Source organism: Paenibacillus montaniterrae (assembly GCF_018403185.1).
In the GTDB taxonomy this organism is placed as follows: domain Bacteria; phylum Bacillota; class Bacilli; order Paenibacillales; family Paenibacillaceae; genus Pristimantibacillus; species Pristimantibacillus montaniterrae.
This window is the reverse complement of the sequence record NZ_BOSE01000001.1, coordinates 635,006-657,632: the sequence shown is the minus strand read 5'-3', so window position 1 is coordinate 657,632 and position 22,627 is coordinate 635,006. Positions and strand designations below refer to the sequence as shown.

The following is a 22,627-nucleotide window of genomic DNA, read 5'->3' as shown; positions in this document are numbered from 1 at the left end:
TTGGATTAACCGTTTGTTTACATAATGATGGTAAAGTAGAACTAGAAAAAAACTTCATCATAGGCACAAAGGGTGAACATCCATGAAGAGAGAAGTATCTCTCCATTCTTACAAAACCGAGCTGTTACGATTTATTAGACATTTGCATCACGCTGTTCAAAAATCAGTTCACTCTTCCAGGCAATTCTCTCAACTGCAAAAAATTATGCGCGATAGAATGCTGACAACTTATTTTCAACCAATCCTTAATTTGCAGGAGGGAAATTGTCTAGGCTATGAAATATTGAATCGACCGCCGCAGTCGCGACTGTTTCCGAATACGGAGGCCTTTTATGAATTTATTGGTCATACGGATCAAGTTTTTGCCTTCGAGCAGTTTTGCCGCGAGCTTTCGATTGAGCGGTTCAGCGCGGCTTTGAACGTCAAGAGAAATGCAGAGCAGCAAGTCATTTTTCTAAATGTGCACCCTCAAGTATTATCTGACTCGAGCTACAGAAGCGGAGAAACGATCAGCCTGTTGCAGCGCTATGGCTTGTCGCCCCAGCAAATTGTGTTTGAGCTTACTGAAAAACAAGCGGTTCACGATTACGTGGCCTTTGAACGAATATTATCCAATTATCGCGCGCAAGGCTTCCGGATTGCGATCGATGATGCAGGCTCTGGCTATAACAGCCTTAAGGCAATCGTTAGCTTGAAGCCTGATTTTATTAAGCTGGACAAGGCATTGATTCACTATGTTGATGTTCATCACGATCAGCAGCAAATTGTTAAAATTCTAAAGCAATTTGCCAGCAGCTCTAATACGAAGCTGATTGCAGAAGGAATAGAGCGGATGGAGGAAATTCAGTTTTTACGCAGTGAAGGTATAGAATACGGTCAAGGCTATGCGATTGGCAAGCCTGATATGATATTGAAGGCTCCAAATAAGCTTTAGTCATACATAATGGAAATCCACTATCCAAGCGCACCATCTTGGATAGCTCAGGAAGGGCTATGAAAGAGAAGGTGAATGCTATACTTAAGCAAATAGGTGATATAGCAGAGACGATTCCTGCAGTAGCGTCTGATACTAAATGTGATACCGTGTACCAGCTATTTATATCGAACCCTCATCTGGAGGGCCTGGCAATCGTAGGCAAGGACGGAGCACTGTCGCTCATGATGCGGGCCCGGTTTTTTCAAAAAATTGGTACACAATATGGCTATACGCTATATATGGGTCGAGCAATTGAACTGGTAATGAATGCTGGTCCGTTAGTAGTCGATTATAGTGAGCTGATTACTGAGGTAAGCATTCAAGCTATGAATCGAGCGGAGGAAGAACTGTATGACTTGGTACTCGTAACCTCAAAAGGAAACTTGGTTGGCGCGGTAAGCATACGCCGACTGCTGCTCGCAGTCGCGGATGTTCGTGCTGAAATGGCGATCTTCATGAATCCTCTTACCGGTCTTCCCGGCAATCGCATTATTGATGATCGACTGAATCAAGCGCTTCAGCTCGATGATTTTAGTGTGCTTTATCTCGATCTCGATCATTTCAAATCCTACAATGACAGCTACGGCTTTAAAATGGGTGATGAATTGATCCAGGCAACGGCTAATGTGCTGCGCAAATATTTTGTTATGCCGGAAGCATTTCTCGGACATATTGGCGGCGATGATTTTATTGTCATTTTGCACCATCATCATTTTGAAAAAGTGTGCGCGGAGGTGCTGGTCGATTTTGAAAGGATTAAACGCCAGTTCTACAATGAGGAGGATTGGGACAATCAATATGTGTTGGGCGAAGGCAGGTCCGGCATGAGTCACCGAATTCCACTCGTGTCCGTGTCGATTGCGGTTGTAACAAACCGCATTAAAAAATACGATAATATCGACCATCTTGTACATGAAGCGACTCGAGTCAAAAAAATTTGCAAGGCCATAACTGGCAGCATCGTCTGCTGCAACGAAGAAATGGAAATAAAAACTCCATAACAAATACGCTGATCAGCAAACAATGCTTCTCAGCGTATTTTTATTTTTATGTAGGAATATGCAGCAAGGGAGGTTAATTGCTGTTGTCAGGATGCTGAAAATGCTGCATCAGCCGTAATAGCTCTTCAGGAGAATCTGATACTAAATTCAGCTTAGCATATCGCGCAGGAACGAATCGCTCATTTACCATATGCTCGAAAAAGTGAATCAATGGATCGTAGTAGCCCTTAACGTTAAGCAGGCCGCACGGCTTGCGATGCAGCCCGATTTGGCTCCAGGTAATGACTTCAAAGTACTCTTCCATCGTTCCAGCACCGCCAGGCGCCGCAATAAAGCCATCGGCAAGCTCCATCATTTGATGCTTGCGTTCATGCATGGAATCGACCGAAATAAGCTTGGTAAGCTGCTGATGCGCTATTTCGCGCTTCGCAAGATGAGTAGGCAGTACGCCGATAACTTCTCCTCCATGCTGCAAAGCGGCATCCGCTACAACTCCCATAAGCCCGGTACGCGAGCCGCCGTATACAAGTCCGATGCCACGCTGTGCCAATTCTGCGCCAAGCTCGGCAGCCGCTGCAGCGTATTCGCTGGAAGCTCCGGGACTAGCTCCGCAATAAACCGCTACTCGTTTCATTGTTTCACTCCATTCTATGTAACATTTTTTATTCAAGGGAGGGGTTAGGAAATTCTTTGAACATGTACTTAAAGTATACCGTGCACAACCACTGTCTATGCAAGCGAAATCAGTGAATGCAGCAGTTTAAGGATATTTGGGCTTGGAAATTGGCCCAATCTATGCTACTATGTACACATCTACAGGAATGGAGGGTTGTCCTAATAATGGGTATTATAATTTCAGGAAGATTGCGTTTTTTCACTTTGTACAGCTAATTAAATAGTGAACAAAGGCTCGGCCTGCGTGCGGAGCAAACGGAATCGGTCTGCCCATTTTAGGATATCTGATAGCATTTAGGAATCAACAAGGGACAGTGCTGCTGTCTCTTTTTTTGTGTCTAAAAATACCTTCCTAGCGCTTGATTTTCAATCTTAATCAGCTTTTGCCTATAAGCATATAGGCAGAGGTCTATTTAAATGTGCATATTTAATAGTTTTCCATTTTCGTTTGATCCGCCGCAGGCATATGCCTGCGGCTTTTTTGTGCCAACAAAATCAAATTCGGAAAGGAACTGATAAATATGTACAAGCGCAATAAACATGAACGAATGAAAAAGACGGTAAAAACGACCAAGGTAAATTCGGCAAAAGTAAAGCCGAATTTTACAGGTCAGCATTTGCTTCACAATCCCAAGACGGTAAAGCGAATGCTTGAGCTTGCGAGGCTGAAGAAGAGCGATACGGTGCTTGAAATTGGAGCAGGTAAAGGAGTGCTTACGTTTCCACTTGCAGAGCAGGCGGGCAAGGTAATTGCTGTAGAAGTGGATGAGTCATTTTCCAAGCTGCTGAGAAGCAAGGTGGCAGACAAGGCTTGCTCAAACATTTCGATCAAGCAAGCAGATATACGGACATTTCGCCTGCCAGCAACGCCTTTTACAGTCGTAGCTAACATACCGTATTCTATTACAACCCCTATTTTGGAAAAGCTGCTTGGCGCAGAGGGCAGATCCATGCATAGAGCTGTGCTTATGGTAGAGAAGGGAGCGGCGAAGCGCTTTACTCAGGCAGCTACGATGGATACGCGCTTGTTGATGTGGAAAATGTTCTTTATTTTTAAGCTAGAAAGCGTAATTCCGCGAACGCATTTTGCACCGCCGCCGTCCGTGGATTCAGCAATATTATCGATAAAGCGCAGAGACTCTGCCTATATTCCTGCGCAGGAGGCAAGAAGGTTTGTCGCATTTGCCACTTATGTATTAAGCGTGCCCCAGCTTTCAGTAGCATTAGCGTTAAAAGGGATTTTCACAGCGCCACAGCTTAAAAAGGTGCTGCTGGATGCGGGCCTGCATCGTGAGCAAACAGTGCAAGAGATCGAATTGGAGCAATACGGGACACTGTTTAACGCGATGCTTAAGCATGTACCAGCCTTTCGCTGGCCGAAATAGTAGCAGCTTCTCGCAAACAGTATCGCTTGGAGCCGCTTGCAGTTCAATCATAACTAATTAAAAAACAGAGCCAAGACGCATCATTTCTTATTAAGAAGGAGATGGTCTTGGCTTTTCATTCTACACCTTGCTGAACGGAGGTTTCGATTAACTCCTCCAGAGACCGCAAGCATCCAGCCCCACATCAGCACGTAAAATCGTTGGTTCCTGCTGTTCAGTTGCAGAGACTGTTTCCAGGCGATAAGTCACGGGATGAAGCCTGACGATTGTTAGAAGGTGTGTAAGTGGCCATTTTGTATGTCTTGTAGCCGCCTGCTAAATTTCGAACTTTAAACCCGTGCTGCTGTAAAATTCGTGATGCAGTATAGCCTCTTAAACCAACCTGGCAGTAGACCCAAATTTCTTTATTCGAATCCAATTCATCTAAGCGGTCACGCAGCTCATCTACAGGAATCAGTTTGGAGCCAGCAATATGACCATTGCTATGCTCGAGCTCTGAACGAACATCAACGAGCGTTGCTTTTTCAGGCTCAAAGCTTTTCAAGTCTTCCGGTACGAATACTTTAGTTTTTCCTGTCAAAATATTTTCCGCTGTGTATCCGGCCATATTGACGGGATCCTTAGCGGAGGAATAAGGCGGGGCATAGGCAAGCTCCAGCTCGGTCAGATCGTAGACTGTTCCACGCAATCGCATGACAGTTGCAATCGTATCGATACGTTTGTCGACGCCATCTGCACCAACTGCCTGCGCGCCCAATATCGCGCCCTCGTCATTGAAAAGCAGCTTGATCGTTAACGGAATAGCCCCTGGATAGTAGGAAGCGTGAGAACTTGGGTGCACATAGGTTACATGATAAGAAATTCCCAAGCGCGTAAGGCTTTTTTCATTATGACCAGTGACAGCGCCCGTCAAACCAAAGACTTTAATAATCGATGTTCCTTGCGACCCTTTATAGGATGACCCCAGACCGCAAACATTATCGGCAGCAATCCGGCCTTGTTTGTTGGCTGGACCGGCTAAAGGGATAGCTGTTTTGCTCCCGTTAATGTAATCGACAACCTCAATTGCGTCACCGACGGCAAATACACCCTCCAGATTAGTCTCTAGTTTCTCATTCACTATAATGTGGCCGCTTGCTGTAATCTGCAAACCGCTTCCAGCTAAAAAGGCGGTATCTGGTGCAACGCCAACAGCCCAAATCACAATATCACCAACTAGAGCTGCACCGCTCGCCAGCTCAACCTGAATTTGCTGGCCAATTTCCTTAAATGATTGCACGCTTTCTGAGAACAGCAGATTAACGCCATGCTGCTCCAATTCTTGAGCCAGGGCATGGGACATTTCGCGATCGAATGGCGCAAGCAGCTGGGAGCTGGATTGAATCAAGCTGACATCGAGCCCGGCATCTTTCAGGTTTTCAGCCATTTCTACGCCTATGAAGCCACCGCCTACTACAATCGCTGACCTCGTATTGGTTTCGGCTACTCGTTTCTTGATCCGGTCGGTGTCCGCTATGTTGCGCAATGTGTAAATTTTGGAGCTGTTCATACCAGGTAGGTTGGGCCGAATCGGTTTTGCGCCAGGAGACAATATGAGGTAATCATAGCTCTCGTCATATTCGCCACGCGCCTCACTATTGACACGTACGGTTTTGGATTCGGGATCAATACTCATTACTTCGCTTTTTGTGCGAATATCAAGCTTAAAGCGTTGATGCATAGCCTCTGGTGTTTGCACCAAAAGCTTGGAGCGGTCTTTAATTGCGCCTCCGATATAATACGGTAAACCGCAATTTGCAAACGAAATATATTCATCTCGCTCAAACATGACGATGTGCGCTTTTTCATCCAAGCGTCTAAGTCGGGCAGCGGCCGAGGCGCCCCCGGCAACTCCTCCGACAATTAGCACTTTTTTACTCATGATAGTTCCTCCCCGAAGAATATTTGAACGAGTTGCTTCACTCTTTCGTCAGCAATGGTGTAGTTTACTTCAAGTCCATTGCGTTCTGTTTTGACAATGCCGCAGCTGCGCAGCTTTTGCAAATGCTGCGAGACAGTAGATTGCGGCAGCTGCAAGCATTCCTGCATATACCCGACATTGCAATGACCTTTCTTAAGAAGTCCCTTCACAATGCACAAACGCACCGGATGAGCCAGTGCTTTTAAAAGCTCCGAAACTTCATTAAATTGCTCAAAATTTTGGTCAAAATTGTTGTCCATCTGAACTATCCTCACTCAATAAAATCGTTATATCACAATATTACGATATAGCGATCTAAAAAACAAGCGTTGCTCGAGATGGTCGAAGTAAAAAGAAGGATAGCTTGTCGTTTGTAAACTGTCGGAAATACGATACAATGTAAATAATCGGAAATCTAGCAATTATCACTGCATAGAAATTTTAGTAGTAGGAGCGAGAGAGATATGAAATATTTAACGAAGGAATGGTACGATCTTTCACAGCAGACAGGGCTTCACTTCGGCAAAAGAGTACATAAAGGAGCGCATGTGCATGACGAGGCTTTGTATCAGCGGCTTTACAAAAGAAAAGAAAAAGAATATGTAAATTTTCAGCGAGAACTATATAATACGGACCCTCGTTTTATGCTGAAGAGCGATGGGATGACGCTTGTGCCGTTAAGTAAAGTGTTGGATGGGGGAGAGATAGCAGAGGAAGATACAATTATTCATCATATGTCTGCAGAGGAAAGAGATAGAATCGAAGCATTGATTGCGGAATATGATCGCAGACCACCCTTTGACGAAACAGATTGCAAGCAGCAATTTCATGAAAGCGTGGAGTGGGGCAGCAAGGCTGCTGCTGCTAAGCTGCCCCACGAATTGTTGACTCAAATTGCCGATATTCGGGTTTTCGCCCTTGGCTACTGCACAAAGGAAGTATTGCTCCAGTTGAAAAAACAAAGCATAGAAAACGAACAGAAGGTAAAGTCCACAATGGAGCAATATGCGAAGGCACAGCAAGCTCAGCATATTCCCGAGTCGATTCGTAGCAAGTTCAATTTTCATGATTGCACTGTAACAGCTCTCGATGTAGGGGAGCATATAGTTGTAAGACTCGATACACGCGGAGGCTTTACCAATACCAACAAGGTTACGTTTATATCAGCGGAGATGATGAAGCAGGACGAAGGGATTGCAGGCTGTCACTGGATTTATGATGAGCTGTATCGCATAGATGATGGTTATGAGGTGCATGTGCTATTTGCAGGGCAAAGAATGCCTGAAATGATCATTCGCTGTCGGGACATTCTTCTTGAGAAGGAGGAGGAGAATATGTGTGACTAGAAAATTACTATTCATGTTTATTATTATCGGGTTACTTAGTTCTTGTTCAACTGATCATACTAATAATGAAATTGCTGGAGTTGTTTCCAATATGCTAATAACAGAAAAAGGAGGGGATGACAATACAGGTTACTGGATTATAGGGGAACGCTCTGAAAATATAGTGAAGATCTTCATTGATGGAAAAAGTACATGGGATTTAATTAACACTGATCATATGTATACAGTCCATTATGGTCAAAAAAGTAATGGACATGCTATACTCTATGAATTTGAGTTGATAAGATAAATTGGTGAGCGGACATGTTCCGCTCACCAATTTTATTACCATCATTTCTATTATGATTTGCGTTTGGTTTTATCCGTTTCTTTATAAAATTCATGATAAAGCTTCATTAGTGCGCGCTTTTCGATGCGGGATACATAGCTGCGGCTTATACCTAAGTCTTTGGCAATTTCGCGCTGTGTTCGTTCATCGCCGCCGTTAAGCAAGCCGAAGCGGGTAATGAGCACTTCTTTTTCCCGATCATCTAGAATGCTAAGATTTTTAAATATTTTACTTTTTTCCATTTCAAGCTGCACCTGATCCGCGATATCGTCGACTTCGTTACCTAGAATATCAATCAAAGTTATTTCATTCCCCTCTTTATCCGTGCCAATAGGGTCATGCAGCGACACGTCTTTACGTGTCTTTTTCAAAGAACGAAGATGCATCAGAATTTCATTTTCGATGCAGCGAGCGGCAAAGGTAGCGAGCTTGGTGCCCTTGCCAGTTTGAAAGCCTTCAATGGCCTTAATCAGTCCGATCGTGCCGATCGAGATCAGATCCTCTTGATCCTCGCCAGTGTTATCGAATTTCTTCACAATATGTGCGACAAGTCTTAAATTATGTTCGATCAAAACATTGCGTGAATCGACATTCCCCTCAGCCATCTGAGTTAAATGATACTGCTCCTCCTCTTCCTTAAGTGGCTGTGGAAAAGCATTGTTCTTAACGTAAGATACTAGCAAGGTTAATTGCTTGATAAAAAGAGCGATCGATGCAAAAAAACCAGGCATAGCTCCACCTCCTGATGTAAGTTCGAATGCTGATCACATCCTATGTGTAGACTACGGCAGTCTGTTTTCTAATGTATGAGGATAGTCGCCCAGATGTGCCTGTACGGTAAAAATAGGTACGGGCAATAGAGGGGACAAGGAGGGGAATGGATCGGAATTAATATGGAAGTTTTTATTGTGGCTAGGCGCAATTTAAAGCGACTAACATATAATACATAAAATGTAAATGAGGAAGAGGCTGAAGAAGCTATAAGGAGATGTGTAATTTTGGATAGGCATGAGCATTTAAACAATAGTAATGAGCCACCCTTGGCTAAACCAACGAAAAAAGAGGCAACAACTAGCGGTATCCGTTCTATACATTGTGGAGCAACTGGACCGACTGGCCCGACGGGACCGACGGGGCCGACGGGGGTGGCCGGTCCAACCGGTCCGACCGGCCCAATCGGTCCGACCGGACCGACAGGGCAGACAGGAGCGGCGGGACCTGTTGGTGTTACGGGACCAATCGGCCCTATGGGGCCTGCTGGTCACGTTGGTGCAACTGGCCTGAAGGGATCGACAGGTGAGACTGGGCCAACTGGGCCAACTGGGATAACTGGTGCAACTGGCCCGACAGGTATTTCTGGTGCAGTTGGCTTAAAAGGGCCGACGGGCGTTTCTGGATCGACAGGTGCTATCGGGCTAACCGGGCAAGCGGGTTCTACCGGCCCGATTGGTACAACTGGTATGGCTGGGCTAACAGGGCCAACCGGGCCGACGGGCGCTAATGGAGTAGGCTTGACCGGTCCAGTGGGCCCAACCGGCGCAACAGGTATAGGGCCAACCGGCCCAACCGGGCCGACTGGAGCTACTGGTATTGGCCCAACCGGCCCAGTGGGACCGACCGGCGCAACAGGTATAGGGCCAACCGGCCCAACCGGGCCGACTGGAGCTACTGGTATTGGCCCAACCGGCCCAGTGGGACCGACTGGCGCAACAGGTATAGCGCCAACCGGCCCAACCGGGCCGACTGGAGCTACGGGGAGAGGGTCGACTGGCCCAACCGGCCCGACTGGTGCAACCGGCGGATTAATTGGCAGTACCGGCCCGACTGGTCCCACCGGCGCTACCGGTACTATAAATGAAAGCTTCACTGCTTTCTTTAACGGTACCGTAGCTTCGGGAACAATACAGAACTGGATAATAACTTCCCCATATAATTCATCGCCTAACTTCAACAAGGATAGTGGAATTTACACGATTCCGACGACAGACAGATATGCTATCTACGCTACGATAAACTATTTTATAAGTGCTAATATCCCAACAAATTTAATTCTTTCGGGTGCTCCGCAATTTTCTATAGGGTATGACGATAATTACCTGTTGGAATGCACAATCCCATTTTTTGCCGATTTCAGTAAAAATATTTACTCACTCCTTAGTGCTCAGCCTATTACAATGGCAGGAGTCTTTGAGTTTTCAGCTGGAGACACGATTCAAATGATCTTCCAAGCAGCAGGCTTAACCATTCCATTAGATTTTAGTAGAGGAGGTATTACTTGGTCAGTCACTCGAATGACTAATCATATGTTTTAGTCTGAACCTTTAATTGCCTTTAATGATTTTTAAAACCTTATGAGGAGCTGTATTATATTGGAAAGAGACGACCACTTAAAGAATAACGAACCCTGTGGACCAACTGGCGCTACTGGACCTACTGGCTCCCTAGGAGCTACGGGTCCAACTGGTGTTATGGGGGCGAGTGGTCCAACAGGCGCTACAGGTCCGACAGGATCAAAAGGCACTGACGGACCAACCGGTTTAAAAGGACTAACAGGCATCGTGGGTCCAACTGGTGTTAGGGGAGCTACGGGCCCGACTGGTGATACAGGTCCAATTGGTGTTACGGGAGCTATTGGCCCCACTGGTACTACTGGTGCGAATGGCCAAACTGGCCCGACGGGCCCGACGGGAGCTATTGGTCCGACCGGTGCTGCTGGTGCGAACGGCCAAACTGGACCGGTTGGCCCGACTGGAGCTACTGGCGTAAGTCCGACCGGTCCGACCGGTCCAACTGGCTCTACCGGCATTGGATTAACCGGAGCTACGGGCCTTACGGGGCCGACGGGTGCAGGTCCGACAGGAGCAATAGGCCCGACAGGAGCTATGGGTACAGGTCCGATGGGAGCAACAGGCCCGACAGGCATTACGAGCGTGGGGCCTACCGGGCCAACAGGTCCAACAGGAGCTACCGGAGTGGGCTTGTCTGGAGCAACAGGCCCGACAGGAGCTATGGGTACAGGTACAGGTCCGATGGGAGCAACAGGCCCGACAGGCATTACGAGCGTGGGGCCTACCGGGCCAACAGGTCCAACAGGAGCTACCGGAGTGGGCTTGACTGGAGCTACGGGAGCTACCGGAGTGACCGGTGCTACAGGTACAGTAAGTAGTGATGGTTTCTCTGCATCTTTTATTCAGAATAGCGTCACAACAGATTTAAAGCCAATTACCGGTTGGACAACAAATTCACCGTATTATACTTCACCTAATTTCAGTGCAGCTACTGGGATTTATAATGTTCCAACAAATGGAATGTATGCTTTTTGTGCTACGATTAGCTATGCTGTAAATAATAATCCCCCAGATATGCTTGGACCTACCGTTAGACCTGCATTTACGTTTTATCGCGGTAGTGAACTGTTGTTGATTGCTCTATTCCCAAGAATTACGCTAAATATAGATACCGGGCTCGATACAATTGCTACTGTTGCAACGTTTACAATGATAGGAGTCTTCGAGCTTTCAACTGGAGACAATCTTAGTCTGAATTATGAATCAAACGGGTTAACTACTGCATTAGACTTTAGCGACGGTATTATTTGGTCAGTCAACCGTCTTTCATAACCGGATATTAAGTTCGATATTCATCTAAATAATATTCAAATAAATAATATTCAAAGTTAAGGAGATGTATTATTTTGGGAAAATCTGATCGGATAGTTAATCAAACAAAAAAAGAGGTGGTAACCAATGGTATCCAATATATAGGTTATGGAGCGACGGGTGTTACGGGTCCAACTGGGCCACCAGGAGCTTCGGGGACTGTGGGAAATATTGGAGCGACTGGAGTTACAGGACCAAAGGGACATGTAGGTGCTACGGGTCCAACTGGTTTAACAGGCCCTACCGGACCAACAGGTGTTATAGGCCCTACTGGCGCTACGGGTCCGACTGGTTTAGGTCCTACTGGCATCATCGGACGAACAGGTCCTACTGGACCATTAGGACCAACAGGGGCAATTGGGCTTTCAGGTCCCACGGGTCCGACTGGCGCTACGGGTCCTACTGGACCAACAGGACCGTCTGGTCTAACAGGTCCCGTTGGTCCTACCGGTGCTACCGGCAGGACGGCGGAAGGAATTACAGGGCCTATGGGAGCAACAGGGGCAACCGGTGCAGGGTTAATTGGAGGAACGGGTCCAACAGGTGCTACAGGCCCCGGACTAATTGGCCCCATTGGACCTACTGGCGCCACGGGGGGGAGGCAGGCAGGGCCGACTGGTCCAACAGGTCCTGCAGGTATAGCTATTACCGGAACAACAGGCCCAGCAGGTGCTACAGGGGGGGGGGATGACTGGAGCAACGGGCCCAACAGGGAGTACTGGTGTAGGTTTAACTGGAGCAACAGGCCCTACAGGTCCTATTGGAGTTGGCGTAACTGGCGTAACTGGACCAACGGGTGTTACAGGCTTTGGATTGACCGGAGGAACGGGCCCCATAGGTGTTACTGGTGTCATGGGGCCTATAAGTAGTGAAGGCTTCTCAGCATACACCAATTTTACCGTTTCGACAGATGTTAAGCCAATTAAAGGGTGGTCAACGAATTTTGCTTCCCTTCATTTTGATCAAAATAATGGAATTTACTCAGTTCCAATCAATGGGAAATATGCTATATATGCCACTCTAACTTATGGTTTTCAATTAGGTTATCCCCCAAATCCACTTGGGTCAATTAAACCAAAATTTACAATTTATCGTAATAGTGAATTACTGCTAATAAGCTTATTTCCGAGGATAACCTTCACTGTAGAGGGAGGGTATGACTCATTGAGTACTGGTGCAAATTTATCGATGGTAGGTGTTTTTGAACTATTAAATGGAGATAAACTTAGTATGAACTATGAGACGGATGGCTTAACCAATTCAGTAGTGTGTGATATTTATTGGTCAATCTACTGTTTTTCTTAATCATACTTATAAAACTAAAAGTGAACTGCTCTCCGTTAAGTAGACAATGGAAAAAATAAAGGAGTTTAATGGAGTTGTCAAGAAAAGTCCAGTTCGAAAACACACTCATGCAGAAACCCCATTGCTTGAGCTGCCTTTGACAGCATTCTTTCGCGATAAATAACTGGCGGCCAGCCTCCTGGATTAGAGGTGTAGATCCGCTGTCTGTTGTAGTAGACCATGATGTATCTGAAAATGATCGATTTCATCTCGACCATCAGATAGCGCTCTGTGTTGAGCTTGTACAGCTTCTCTTTCTTTAGCGTGGCAAAAAAGCTTTCCATCCTTGCGTTGTCATAGCAACGCCCTGTACCGCTCATGCTCTGAATGGCATCTCGTTTAGCTAGACACTCTCGGAATGCATGGCTCGTGAATTGGCTGCCTCGATCGCTATGAAAAATCATGCCACGAGCATTTCTTGCTTTACAGGCGTTCTCGAAAGCTTGGATGCAGAGCTCTTTGCGCATGTTGTCGTCCATGGCAAAGCCTACGATCTCTCCGTTAAAACAATCCAGTACGGCGGACAGATATAGCTTGCCATCTGAACAAGGGACCTCGGTGATATCCGATAGCCACTTTTGGTTGGGTGCTGAGGATCTGAAGTCTCTCTGGATCAGGTTCTCGCTCTTTTGAGCTGCGGCATCCTCGCGTGTAAGGCTATTTGGATGACGCTTCGCTTTTTTCAGCAGGCCATGCTTCTTCATGATGCGGTAGACGGTGCTGTAGCTGGTCGTGATCTCGCGTGTGACAGCGCCTGCAGAATACGCTGAACACCGTAATTTCGGTTGTCTTCATGCTCTCCCATGATATCGTTGATTTTGACCAGAAGAAGATGCTACCGCTCCGGTTTGAGTGAGGGCTTCAGGCTACGGTAATAGCCCGATTCACTGACAGCAAGTACGTGGCACATCGTCTTGACGGTCCACTGATCCCGTCGTTCACGGATGTAAGCATAGAACTGGCAGGTCTTTACCGCTTCCGGTCTTTTGCGAAAAAACCGAGTGCATCCTTGAGAATTTCATTCGCGCGGCGCAACTCGCCGATTTCTTTTTCTAATTCCATTTCGCGTGTGGTTTTATGGGCAGCGGCATAAGCGTGTCCGCTCCCACTATGCGCGCCTTCGCCATGCAGGGTTTTTCGCTTAGGGTGTAGTAGGATATGTCTAACTGCTCAGCAGCTTTCTTTGGACCAACCTCATGACTTAATCTTACGGCTTCTTCCTTAAATGCTTTGTCATATCTTTTCATTCGCGTTCCACTCCCTCGTCAGCTTTCATTTTATTTCATATGAGGGGGTTTTGCGACTGCATTTTTATCGTAGCACTCCATAAGTAAATTAAGCTATTGAAAGGAGTCATTTGCTATGAAACGGCAAACAAAAGTTGCTCCAATTTTTCGAGTTATGATATGGGCAGGGCTCATTGTGACGTCCTTGTATATGATGATTCCAAGTGTTGTTGCTTTTTCAATGAGAGTGCTTGAAAAAGCTGTAACGGATTCATTTATATTTTCTAGGGTTTATAGAGATAAGGATGCTGTATATGAATTATAATCCATGACGGTTTGGTAGTAGAGGTAAATCGGAGAATGGATGAAAAGAACAAGGAAGACAATTACTACAATCGATCCATTTAGCGAAGGAAAGAGAATTTAGAAAAACAATCTAATAATCGTGTAACAGCCGAAGACGGTAAGAACAAAAGCAATTGTTTTAAAAACGGGTTTTAATTTAAAGGCTAACATGATGAATTCACTTCCTTTTCAAATTACTCAATTCATTAATATTCTATCAAATAATTACTGTACTGCATAGTACGATGCTACCGATCAGCAGCAGATTCAAACAGCGAAGTAAATTTGATTGGTGTTAGGTGCTTGTAATAAAGCTGAAAAAGATCCCGGAGCGTACATACTCCAATTTTGTCCGTCCGAGGAAACCTCCAATAATGCAGTTAGTGTAAGTGGTATTGACCCTCCGTTAACTGCATTAACTTGAAAATTAACCAGGTATAAATGATTTGATGCTAACTGGAATATGGTTCCTGTGTAGTAAGCTAATTAAATCTCCATATGCTGGGTAGCCGGTCTGCACGAATCCTGAAATAGGGAGAGCTCCCCGGGTAATGTGATCGTTTGCTCGTTTACAAATTGAGCAGTTCCTGGTGACAACCCCGCTGGATCGGTCGGTCCAGTCGATCCATTAAATCCATTTTGCCCCGCTAGACCAGTAAATCCTCTTGGCCCCGTCGGCCCTATAGGGCCGACATCTAGCTGGTTTTGGAAATCTACATCTTCTATACTCATTGCTATTAAACTCCTTTTTCTTAAAATACACTCGATAATCATCAAGGACCTGACCTGTTTCAGTCTATGTCTGACATATAGAAAAGTAGTGTGTGCTATTCCTATTAACCTAAAAGAAACAGGGCTCAATAATTAACCTTTTCCTAATTCTGTTTTTGGATTTTTCATGATAAAGTAAAAGGATATCGTCAGTGTAACAGAAGCGCACGATTGCAGTGCTGATCTTCTTGTTAGAGAGGATATCCTTCAATAATTCACTAGATTGTCTTGGAAATACCTGCAGACTATATTCTACTTATTCTCAAGTAAGAGCAACAATGTTTATAAGCGCTGAGGGACCAGTACTAGTAGGTAATAGTGATGTAGAATCCGTGTTTAAGGTCCCATAGAGCTGCATATATTGTCCGCCGGAGATAATGGCAGAACCACTCATGTTGAGCTCAATAAAATTTCCGTTAGGAGTAAAAACTGCTGCAGATGTTCCCTCAGGATGCCACTCCCAATTTTGTTGGTCGGTTGAAAGTAATAGGTAAAACACTATATAATCTTGCTCTATAAGTCTTAAAGTAACTTGGTAATTAACTAAATACATATGATTTGGCGCCAAATGGAATATGGTTCCAGAGCTATCGATACTGATCAAATTACCATATACGGGATTGGAGGTTGTGTTAAATCCTGATACATAGATTTGAGTATCTACAGGTGTAAGAGTCTGCATATTCATAAATTGAGCAAACCCTGGTGACAATCCCGCCGGCCCCGTAGGTCCTGCGGATCCCGTAGGCCCTTGCGAGCCGCTTGGACCAGTCGGACCCTCATTACCTTGTGGCCCTTGCGATCCGGCAGGTCCTGTAGGCCCTGGCACTCCAGTCGGTCCAGTTCCTGATGGTCCCGTCAGCCCTGATGCTCCAGTAGGTCCTTGCGAGCCCGTCGGTCCAGTTCCTGATGGTCCCATCGGGCCTGGCACTCCAGTTGGTCCAGTCGGCCCGGTTCCGGTTGGCCCCGTCGGACCAGTCGCTCCGTTAAACCCATTTTGTCCATTTAGGGCTCTTGGTCCTGTCGGACCGGTAGGTCCCGTTGGACCGACCTCCTGCTGGGCTTGCAATTGCCCATCATCTATTGTCATCTATTCTAAGCTCCTTTTATGTCAAATCACTCTCGGCATTCGCCAAGGCGTTTACATAGTCTATGCCTTATAGGCATCAATGTGTGTGGGTTGTGGCAAGCCTTTTTCGAGGTCGGGTGGCTTTATACCAATGCAAGCAGAGGATGAAAATGATAACAACAGCGACAAGATCTCCGCCATAATACATGAGCAGGGCTCCTTGTTTTGCTTGAACTGCAGGAACTCCAGATGGGGGATAGGCGTAGATGTATTTAGACAGAACACCATGCCCGGCTAAGGCAATAATGAGTGCGACTGCACGGTACATAAAAGGGGCTCTGTGAGACACTGGATCGACATAGATTATGGACACGGTAAACAAATAGCCAGCCAAAAATATATGTAGATGCACGATTAGCAGCAAAAGGCTGCTCTGATGCATTAGCGAATAAAGGCTCGTTGTGTACAGGAGCCAAAGACCGCCTATATTAAGGAAGGTTGCAACTACGGGGTTGGTAAGCAGTTGTGATGGCCAGCTTTTTAGCATTTGGGATAGCTTTCTAGCTGAGGGAACCGTGAGCGTCCGCAGAAAAAGTGTAATTGGCGCAGCTAAAGCTAATAGCAATGGTGAAAGCATCCCTAAAAACAAATGGCAAAGCATATGTGCTGTGAAATTCAGATGGGCGTGGTCAGCTAAAGGGCCTGCAACTGAAAGTGCAGCTAATAAAATCCCGCAGGCCCAGCAAACGCTGCGATAGATTGGCCATCGTTTATGTCGCATATTGGAAAGCACTACTGCAAGGATGTACATAACAAGTGCCAACAAAAACAACAACACCAAGCCAAGCTGAGGCAGTAGCCTGACTATAGCATGAATCAGGGAGCCTGCGGGCTGATGAATGTGAATGTTATCCATGTTTATATGAGACTTCCTGTTCTGATTTTCGTTTGCTTCTTTTAGACATAACGAGAGCGAGGCCTGCTATAATCATGACGATAGCTATTACGTTCCAGATTACATCGTAAATAATGACGTTCTCCACATATCGAATTTGATGGATACGCATTAGTTTGTGCTGAATGGTACCATCATAGAGCTGGAACGCGCCCGCACCGATCAACTTTCCTGCCCACCATATTTTGAGCTGTAGTTCGTTTCGTCTGCGAAGATCCGCGAACATAAACAAGCTTCCAATGGTCGCAAACCAGCTAAAAGCATGAAAAAGCCCGTCAGAAATCAGGCCGATATCGGTCGTGGATTTGTCATAAAAATGATGCCATCTTAGCAGCAGATGGAACACTGCCTCGTCTATAAAGGCAGCCAAACCAATGCCAAACAGAATGCCAGACCACATATTACGATTTGCAAAAACAGCTTGCCCGATATGTTGATTACTGCTTGCAGCCATAGTATTCTCCTTTATTGTGTATTATGTCATTTAGTGTTTCCTTCCATTTCCCTAATTAATCAAGTTGCTAATCTATTCTAGCTCTTTTCATTTTATGTGAAAGCGTATACAATACAGATAGGTGAGCAGTGTTAATTTGCTCGAGGAAGGGAGGGGTATGTTATAAGGATTAATATAAATATTAATTAATTTTCGTTATTGTAATTGTAAATTATTGTGAGCTACTCGTAACAAAACTCTCCAGATAGTGGGGGCAGCTTATGTTTTCACCTCCTTTCTAGCAAAACGTTGTCAGCGTCACTGCTAACTCCTCGGTTTCTTACCGCCAAAGTACGTCAACGGCCCCACTCAGTTTTCGATAAAACTACCTCTCATTGATTCTTACTTTCACAACATATTTCCATCTGCTCACCATCATCCAGATAGCTCCTGCTTAATATGATGGTTTATTCATGAATGGAGGTATATTTATGAACACAAAACGCTTGCCGAACGTCAGCAGATTGTTTTTGATATGCTTGGCTGTTATTATGGTGCTGGCGCTTATTCCTGTTCAACAAAGCGCCTATGCCAACACACCTAGACAGATGGAAGCACTTGATCGCGGGGTTGTAGCGGTACAAGTCAATAATGGTATATTTGTAAGCTGGAGATTGCTTGGCACAGATCCGAGCAGCATTGCATTTAATGTGTACCGCAACGGAACAAAGGTGAACAGCAGCCCGATTGCGACTAGCACGAACTATGTAGACAGTGGCGGCTTATCAAGCTCTGTATACACGGTCAGACCGATCGTCAACGGAGTGGAAGGAGCTGCTTCACCTCAAGTGACTGTATGGGGACAGAATTACTTGACTGTGCCGCTGCAGCGACCTGCTGGAGGAACAACACCTTCTGGAGAAAGCTACACGTACAGTCCTAATGATGCGAGCGTCGGCGATTTGGACGGTGATGGAAAGTACGAGATTGTGCTTAAGTGGGATCCGTCCAACGCCAAGGATAACGCGCATGACGGGTATACTGGGCCGGTCATTATTGATGCTTACAGGCTGGACGGAACAAGATTGTGGCGGATCAATCTTGGACGAAATATCCGGGCAGGGGCGCATTATACGCAGTTCCTCGTCTATGATTTTGATGGTGACGGCAAGGCCGAGGTTGTTATGAAAACAGCAGACGGCACAGTAGACGGAACCGGAGTTGTAATCGGCAATGCCAATGCAGATTATCGCAACAGTCAGGGACGGATCCTGAGCGGCCCGGAATTTTTAACCGTGTTTGACGGTCTTAGTGGACGAGCGTTATCGACAATCAATTATGAGCCAGCGCGAGGGACTGTTTCCAGTTGGGGAGACAACTACGGCAATCGCTCTGACCGCTTTCTGGCTGGTGTAGCTTATCTCGACGGACAACGGCCTAGCATTATTATGGCGCGCGGCTATTATGCGAAGACGATGGTTGTCGCGTACAACTGGCGGAACAACCAGTTAACCAAGCTTTGGACGTTTGATTCAACGAGTTCGGGGAATGGAGCCTACGCGGGACAAGGCAATCATAGTTTAAGTATTGGTGATGTGGATGGCGATTCCCGCGATGAAATTGTTTATGGCGCGATGGTGCTTGATGACAACGGTAGAGGACTGTACTCGACAGGTCTTGGCCATGGCGATGCGCTGCATTTAGGCGATTTCAATCCAAATCGTGCCGGCTTGGAAGTATTTGGCGTGCATGAAAGCACATCATCTGCGTACGGTGCCGAGCTGCATGACGCGCGCACCGGACAAATTTTATGGGGCGTGCACACTGGTGCAGACACCGGTCGTGGTTTGGCTGCGGATATCGATCCGAGATATCCCGGAGCGGAGATGTGGGCATCCAATGGCGTAGGGGTAAGGTCTGCGACCGGCCAACTGATTACTTCAAGCACGCCGTCCATTAATTTCGCGATATATTGGGACGGCGATTTGCTGCGCGAGCTGCTTGATCATACAGGCGGCACTGGCAAGATTGACAAGTGGAACTATAACAATTCCAGCATGACGCGACTGCTGACCGCCACCGGAGCAGTGTCTATCAACGGCACGAAAGGTAATCCGAGCCTTCAGGCAGATATTTTAGGCGACTGGCGAGAGGAAGTGATCTGGCCTACAGCGGATAGTACAGCGCTCAGAATTTACACGACTACGGCGTTGACGAATCATCGAATTTACACGCTAATGCATGATCCGATCTATCGGCTAAGCGTCGCGTGGCAAAATGTCGCATATAATCAGCCGCCGCATACTGGTTTTTTCCTGGGTGACGGCATGGCCCCGCCGCCTCAGCCGAATATTTACGTGGTCGCGCCACCGTCAAGCAGCAACACGGTTCGCCTGCAATCGCATAATTTCACTGACCGTTATATTAGGCATATCGAGTTTCGCGTACAAATCGATGCCAATGTTTCTCCTGCTCAAGATGCGCAATTTCGGATTGTGTCAGGATTGGCAGGATCAAGCGGCATCTCGTTCGAGTCCGTCAACTATCCAGGACATTATTTGCGCGTACGAGCAAACGGTGAGGTTTGGCTGGATCAGAACGATAACAGCTCAAGCTTTGCCAATGACGCGACCTTCCGTCGTGTAGCGGGGCTGGCAAACTCCTCGAAATCGTCCTATCAGATGTGGACGGATTCCAGTCGATATTTGCGTCATTACGACTACTTGATGTACGCTCAGAGTGGATCGGGCTCAACGTTTAATGCTGATGCGACGTTTGCTGAAGTTACCCCATAAAGCAGTTTAAACACGAGAAAGGGCCTTGCAATTACGACGACAAAGCTCCTCTGTAAGCAGTCAGGCTGAAGCCAACCGCTGCTTGCAGAGGAGCTTTTTGCTTGTATGCCGATCATGAAGGTTAAGGTAAGTATGCTTGTAGACTGTCTACGGTTGAAAATTGTTTTAAGAAAAGAGCATGATGACAATACAGACCATTTACTGTTATTTACAGCTATACTAAAATGTTGATAGCTTGAGTGATCAAGCAGTACTCATGCATGCGCCATTAAAAACCGCTAATTTAGGAGAAAGGAGGTTTGCCACCGCAAGAAAAGTAAGCGCTTACCATTGATAATCAACATCATAACATCCTGTCAGTCTCAAAAAAATTTGAAGCTGAATATAGGGTACGCCCAAGAGAGGATGATTGTATAATGCGAGTGAATGTTATACGCAAGATGCTGATGCTTGCGCTGTCGTTTATGCTGGTGCTGTCTTTTACAGCTCCGTTGCCAAAGGCTTCGGCGGCAACTTCTGTCAAAGGATTTTCCGTGGTAGGGACGCAAATCTACGATGCAACGGGTCAGCCCTTTGTGATGAGAGGAGTCAATCACGCCCATACCTGGTATAAAAATGATTTAAGCACTGCAATTCCGGCGATTGCAGCAACCGGGGCCAATACAGTTCGAATTGTACTGTCAAATGGCCAGCAATGGACAAAAGATGATCTTGCCTCAGTAGAAGCTGTATTGGCATTATGCGATCAATATGAGCTGATTGCTATGCTGGAGGTGCATGATGCGACAGGCTCGGACAATGTATCGGCATTAAATGCTGCGGTAGATTACTGGATCAGTATTAAGGATGCGTTAATTGGCAAGGAAGATCGCGTCATTGTCAATATTGCCAATGAATGGTTTGGCTCATGGAGCGCAGCTGGCTGGGCGGCAGGCTATCAAGCGGCTATTCCGGCACTGCGCAATGCAGGCATTAAAAATTTGCTTGTTGTGGATGCGGCAGGCTGGGGACAGTACCCAACCTCGATCTTTACCAACGGCAACGCTGTGTTTAATTCCGATCCGCTAGGCAACACAATTTTCTCAATTCATATGTATGAGTATGCTGGCGGCAATGCAACAACCGTTAAAAGCAATATTGACAATGCGCTAGCGATTGGCGTGCCTGTCATAATTGGAGAATTTGGCCATTATCATTCCGCTGGCGATGTTGATGAAGCGACGATTTTGAGCTACACGCAGCAGCTGGGAGTTGGCTGGCTTGCCTGGTCATGGTATGGCAATAGCGGCGGAGTTGATTATTTGGACCTGGCGACTGGTCCGGCTGGCAGCTTGACGGCATGGGGAAATACGATCGTAAACGGACCTAATGGATTGTCTACAACCTCGGTGCCTAACGGTATATACACAACGCCAGGATATGTTCCGATTCCCGATGGCGGCTCCAGCACCACACCAGCTACTCCGACAGGCTTGGGCGCAGCGGCGGGAAATGGACAGGCAGCTTTAAGCTGGAATGCAGCGACAGGCGCTTCTTCCTATAATGTGAAGCGGGCATTGAATAGCGGTGGTCCTTATACGACGGTTGCGACAGGTCTAATCGCAACGAGCTATACAGATACGAATTTGACAAATGGAACGACGTATTACTACGTTGTCAGTGCGGTGAATGCAAACGGAGAGAGTGCAAATTCTACTCAAGTCAGCGTTCAGCCGCAAAGCATTCCAGCTCCGCAAAGCGATTTGGTCGTTCAGTACCGCAACAGCAGCTCTGGCGCAACGTCAAATACAATTGCTCCGCAATTCAATATTAAAAACAATGGCACGGCAGCGGTTCAGCTAAGCGACTTGACGCTTCGTTATTACTTCACCAAGGACGGCAATCAGGCTCTGGATGCTTGGGTCGATTGGGCTGCGATTGGCTCGGCCAACGTGCAAAAAACGTTCGGCAGCACAACTGGAACGAATGCGGATACGTATATTGAGCTCAGCTTTACTGCAGCAGCGGGCTCCATTCAGCCAGGCGGGCAAAGCGGGGATATTCAGCTGCGCATTGCCAAAGCAGATTGGTCCGATTTTAATCAAGCAAATGATTATTCATTCGATGCAAGCAAAACCGCATTTGCAGATTGGAGCAAGGTGACGCTTCATCAAAATGGTGTTTTAGTTTGGGGAACAACGCTTTAATGACTTTAAATAAAAGGGAGTCTCGTGATAAATTCGCGAGGCTCTCTTTTTCTATTTTGTAGAAAAATACGCACAATTTGTAAGAAAAAGTCATTTTAGCGTTAATCGAGTCATATGGGCATTAGTGCTGCTCGAACGAATCCAATACAATAATTGGCATACATAAGCTGCAC

General features: G+C 46.3%; 22 protein-coding genes. 12 read left to right on the top strand and 10 right to left on the bottom strand.

Annotated features, from left to right (window positions below):
* The first annotated feature begins 82 nt into the window (after positions 1-82).
* Together KJS52_RS03110 and KJS52_RS03105 are read left to right on the top strand one after the other, a co-directional pair.
* Positions 83-934 (top strand): EAL domain-containing protein, encoded by an 852-nt coding sequence (locus tag KJS52_RS03110; RefSeq protein ID WP_213513154.1) that lies wholly within the window; start codon positions 83-85, stop codon positions 932-934.
* 59 nt (positions 935-993) lie between these two features.
* On the top strand, positions 994-1,977 hold the full coding sequence (locus tag KJS52_RS03105) for a GGDEF domain-containing protein (RefSeq protein ID WP_246563078.1): 984 nt from the start codon (positions 994-996) through the stop codon (positions 1,975-1,977).
* 73 nt (positions 1,978-2,050) lie between these two features.
* Here KJS52_RS03105 and KJS52_RS03100 read toward each other — a convergent pair whose 3' ends face one another.
* Positions 2,051-2,611, bottom strand: coding sequence for an LOG family protein (locus KJS52_RS03100; protein ID WP_213513153.1), 561 nt, complete (start codon positions 2,609-2,611; stop codon positions 2,051-2,053).
* Between the two features lie 589 nt (positions 2,612-3,200).
* Here KJS52_RS03100 and erm point away from each other — a divergent pair.
* Positions 3,201-4,037 (top strand): 23S ribosomal RNA methyltransferase Erm, encoded by an 837-nt coding sequence (gene erm, locus KJS52_RS03095; protein WP_213513152.1) that lies wholly within the window; start codon positions 3,201-3,203, stop codon positions 4,035-4,037.
* 214 nt (positions 4,038-4,251) lie between these two features.
* Here erm and KJS52_RS03090 read toward each other — a convergent pair whose 3' ends face one another.
* The gene (locus KJS52_RS03090; RefSeq protein WP_213513151.1) at positions 4,252-5,958 is read right to left on the bottom strand and encodes an FAD-dependent oxidoreductase; all 1,707 of its coding nucleotides are present in this window, start codon (positions 5,956-5,958) and stop codon (positions 4,252-4,254) included.
* A complete protein-coding gene (locus KJS52_RS03085; protein WP_213513150.1) occupies positions 5,955-6,257 on the bottom strand; it encodes an ArsR/SmtB family transcription factor in 303 nt (100 codons plus the stop codon). Before KJS52_RS03085 ends, KJS52_RS03090 begins: the two co-directional genes overlap by 4 nt.
* A 204-nt stretch (positions 6,258-6,461) precedes the next feature.
* Between KJS52_RS03085 and KJS52_RS03080 the strand changes: the two genes are divergently transcribed.
* On the top strand, positions 6,462-7,343 hold the full coding sequence (locus tag KJS52_RS03080) for a DUF4085 family protein (RefSeq protein WP_213513149.1): 882 nt from the start codon (positions 6,462-6,464) through the stop codon (positions 7,341-7,343).
* Positions 7,336-7,632: a hypothetical protein gene (locus tag KJS52_RS03075; protein ID WP_213513148.1), complete on the top strand. Its 297-nt coding sequence runs from the start codon at positions 7,336-7,338 to the stop codon at positions 7,630-7,632. Before KJS52_RS03080 ends, KJS52_RS03075 begins: the two co-directional genes overlap by 8 nt.
* A gap of 50 nt (positions 7,633-7,682) precedes the next feature.
* On the opposite strand, the gene sigK is transcribed toward KJS52_RS03075, so the two are convergent.
* The gene (sigK, locus tag KJS52_RS03070) at positions 7,683-8,402 is read right to left on the bottom strand and encodes an RNA polymerase sporulation sigma factor SigK (RefSeq protein ID WP_213513147.1); all 720 of its coding nucleotides are present in this window, start codon (positions 8,400-8,402) and stop codon (positions 7,683-7,685) included.
* 309 nt (positions 8,403-8,711) lie between these two features.
* Here sigK and KJS52_RS27630 point away from each other — a divergent pair, with 309 nt between their 5' ends.
* From KJS52_RS27630 to KJS52_RS03050, 4 genes are all read left to right on the top strand, one after another.
* Positions 8,712-9,983, top strand: coding sequence for a collagen-like domain-containing protein (locus tag KJS52_RS27630; RefSeq protein ID WP_281425560.1), 1,272 nt, complete (start codon positions 8,712-8,714; stop codon positions 9,981-9,983).
* 57 nt (positions 9,984-10,040) lie between these two features.
* Positions 10,041-11,291, top strand: a complete 1,251-nt coding sequence (locus KJS52_RS27625; protein ID WP_281425543.1) for a collagen-like protein — start codon at positions 10,041-10,043, stop codon at positions 11,289-11,291.
* A gap of 74 nt (positions 11,292-11,365) precedes the next feature.
* On the top strand, positions 11,366-12,199 hold the full coding sequence (locus KJS52_RS03055) for a collagen-like domain-containing protein (RefSeq protein ID WP_281425542.1): 834 nt from the start codon (positions 11,366-11,368) through the stop codon (positions 12,197-12,199).
* A complete protein-coding gene (locus tag KJS52_RS03050) occupies positions 12,183-12,635 on the top strand; it encodes a hypothetical protein (protein ID WP_213513842.1) in 453 nt (150 codons plus the stop codon). The genes KJS52_RS03055 and KJS52_RS03050 overlap by 17 nt, the downstream gene beginning before the upstream one ends.
* A gap of 77 nt (positions 12,636-12,712) precedes the next feature.
* Here the strand turns inward: KJS52_RS03050 and KJS52_RS03045 are convergent, their stop codons facing one another.
* The gene (locus tag KJS52_RS03045; RefSeq protein ID WP_213513146.1) at positions 12,713-13,378 is read right to left on the bottom strand and encodes an IS3 family transposase; all 666 of its coding nucleotides are present in this window, start codon (positions 13,376-13,378) and stop codon (positions 12,713-12,715) included.
* A gap of 348 nt (positions 13,379-13,726) precedes the next feature.
* Entirely contained in the window at positions 13,727-13,921 is a 195-nt protein-coding gene (locus tag KJS52_RS03040) for a helix-turn-helix domain-containing protein (protein ID WP_213513145.1), read from the bottom strand.
* A gap of 115 nt (positions 13,922-14,036) precedes the next feature.
* On the opposite strand from KJS52_RS03040, the gene KJS52_RS03035 reads away from it, so the two are divergent.
* Entirely contained in the window at positions 14,037-14,225 is a 189-nt protein-coding gene (locus tag KJS52_RS03035) for a hypothetical protein (protein ID WP_213513144.1), read from the top strand.
* A gap of 506 nt (positions 14,226-14,731) precedes the next feature.
* Here KJS52_RS03035 and KJS52_RS27620 read toward each other — a convergent pair.
* The 4 genes from KJS52_RS27620 to KJS52_RS03015 form a co-directional block, all read right to left on the bottom strand.
* Entirely contained in the window at positions 14,732-14,977 is a 246-nt protein-coding gene (locus tag KJS52_RS27620; protein ID WP_213513143.1) for a hypothetical protein, read from the bottom strand.
* Positions 14,978-15,278: 301 nt separating this feature from the next.
* Positions 15,279-16,106, bottom strand: coding sequence for a hypothetical protein (locus KJS52_RS03025; RefSeq protein WP_213513142.1), 828 nt, complete (start codon positions 16,104-16,106; stop codon positions 15,279-15,281).
* Between the two features lie 76 nt (positions 16,107-16,182).
* A complete protein-coding gene (locus KJS52_RS03020; RefSeq protein WP_213513141.1) occupies positions 16,183-17,001 on the bottom strand; it encodes a cytochrome c oxidase assembly protein in 819 nt (272 codons plus the stop codon).
* Positions 16,994-17,494 (bottom strand): DUF2243 domain-containing protein, encoded by a 501-nt coding sequence (locus KJS52_RS03015; protein ID WP_213513140.1) that lies wholly within the window; start codon positions 17,492-17,494, stop codon positions 16,994-16,996. Before KJS52_RS03015 ends, KJS52_RS03020 begins: the two co-directional genes overlap by 8 nt.
* Before the next feature lie 530 nt (positions 17,495-18,024).
* On the opposite strand from KJS52_RS03015, the gene KJS52_RS03010 reads away from it, so the two are divergent.
* Both KJS52_RS03010 and KJS52_RS03005 read left to right on the top strand, forming a co-directional pair.
* On the top strand, positions 18,025-20,268 hold the full coding sequence (locus KJS52_RS03010) for a rhamnogalacturonan lyase family protein (protein ID WP_444980912.1): 2,244 nt from the start codon (positions 18,025-18,027) through the stop codon (positions 20,266-20,268).
* A gap of 416 nt (positions 20,269-20,684) precedes the next feature.
* Positions 20,685-22,454, top strand: a complete 1,770-nt coding sequence (locus KJS52_RS03005; RefSeq protein WP_213513138.1) for a cellulose binding domain-containing protein — start codon at positions 20,685-20,687, stop codon at positions 22,452-22,454.
* Positions 22,455-22,627 lie beyond the last annotated feature (173 nt).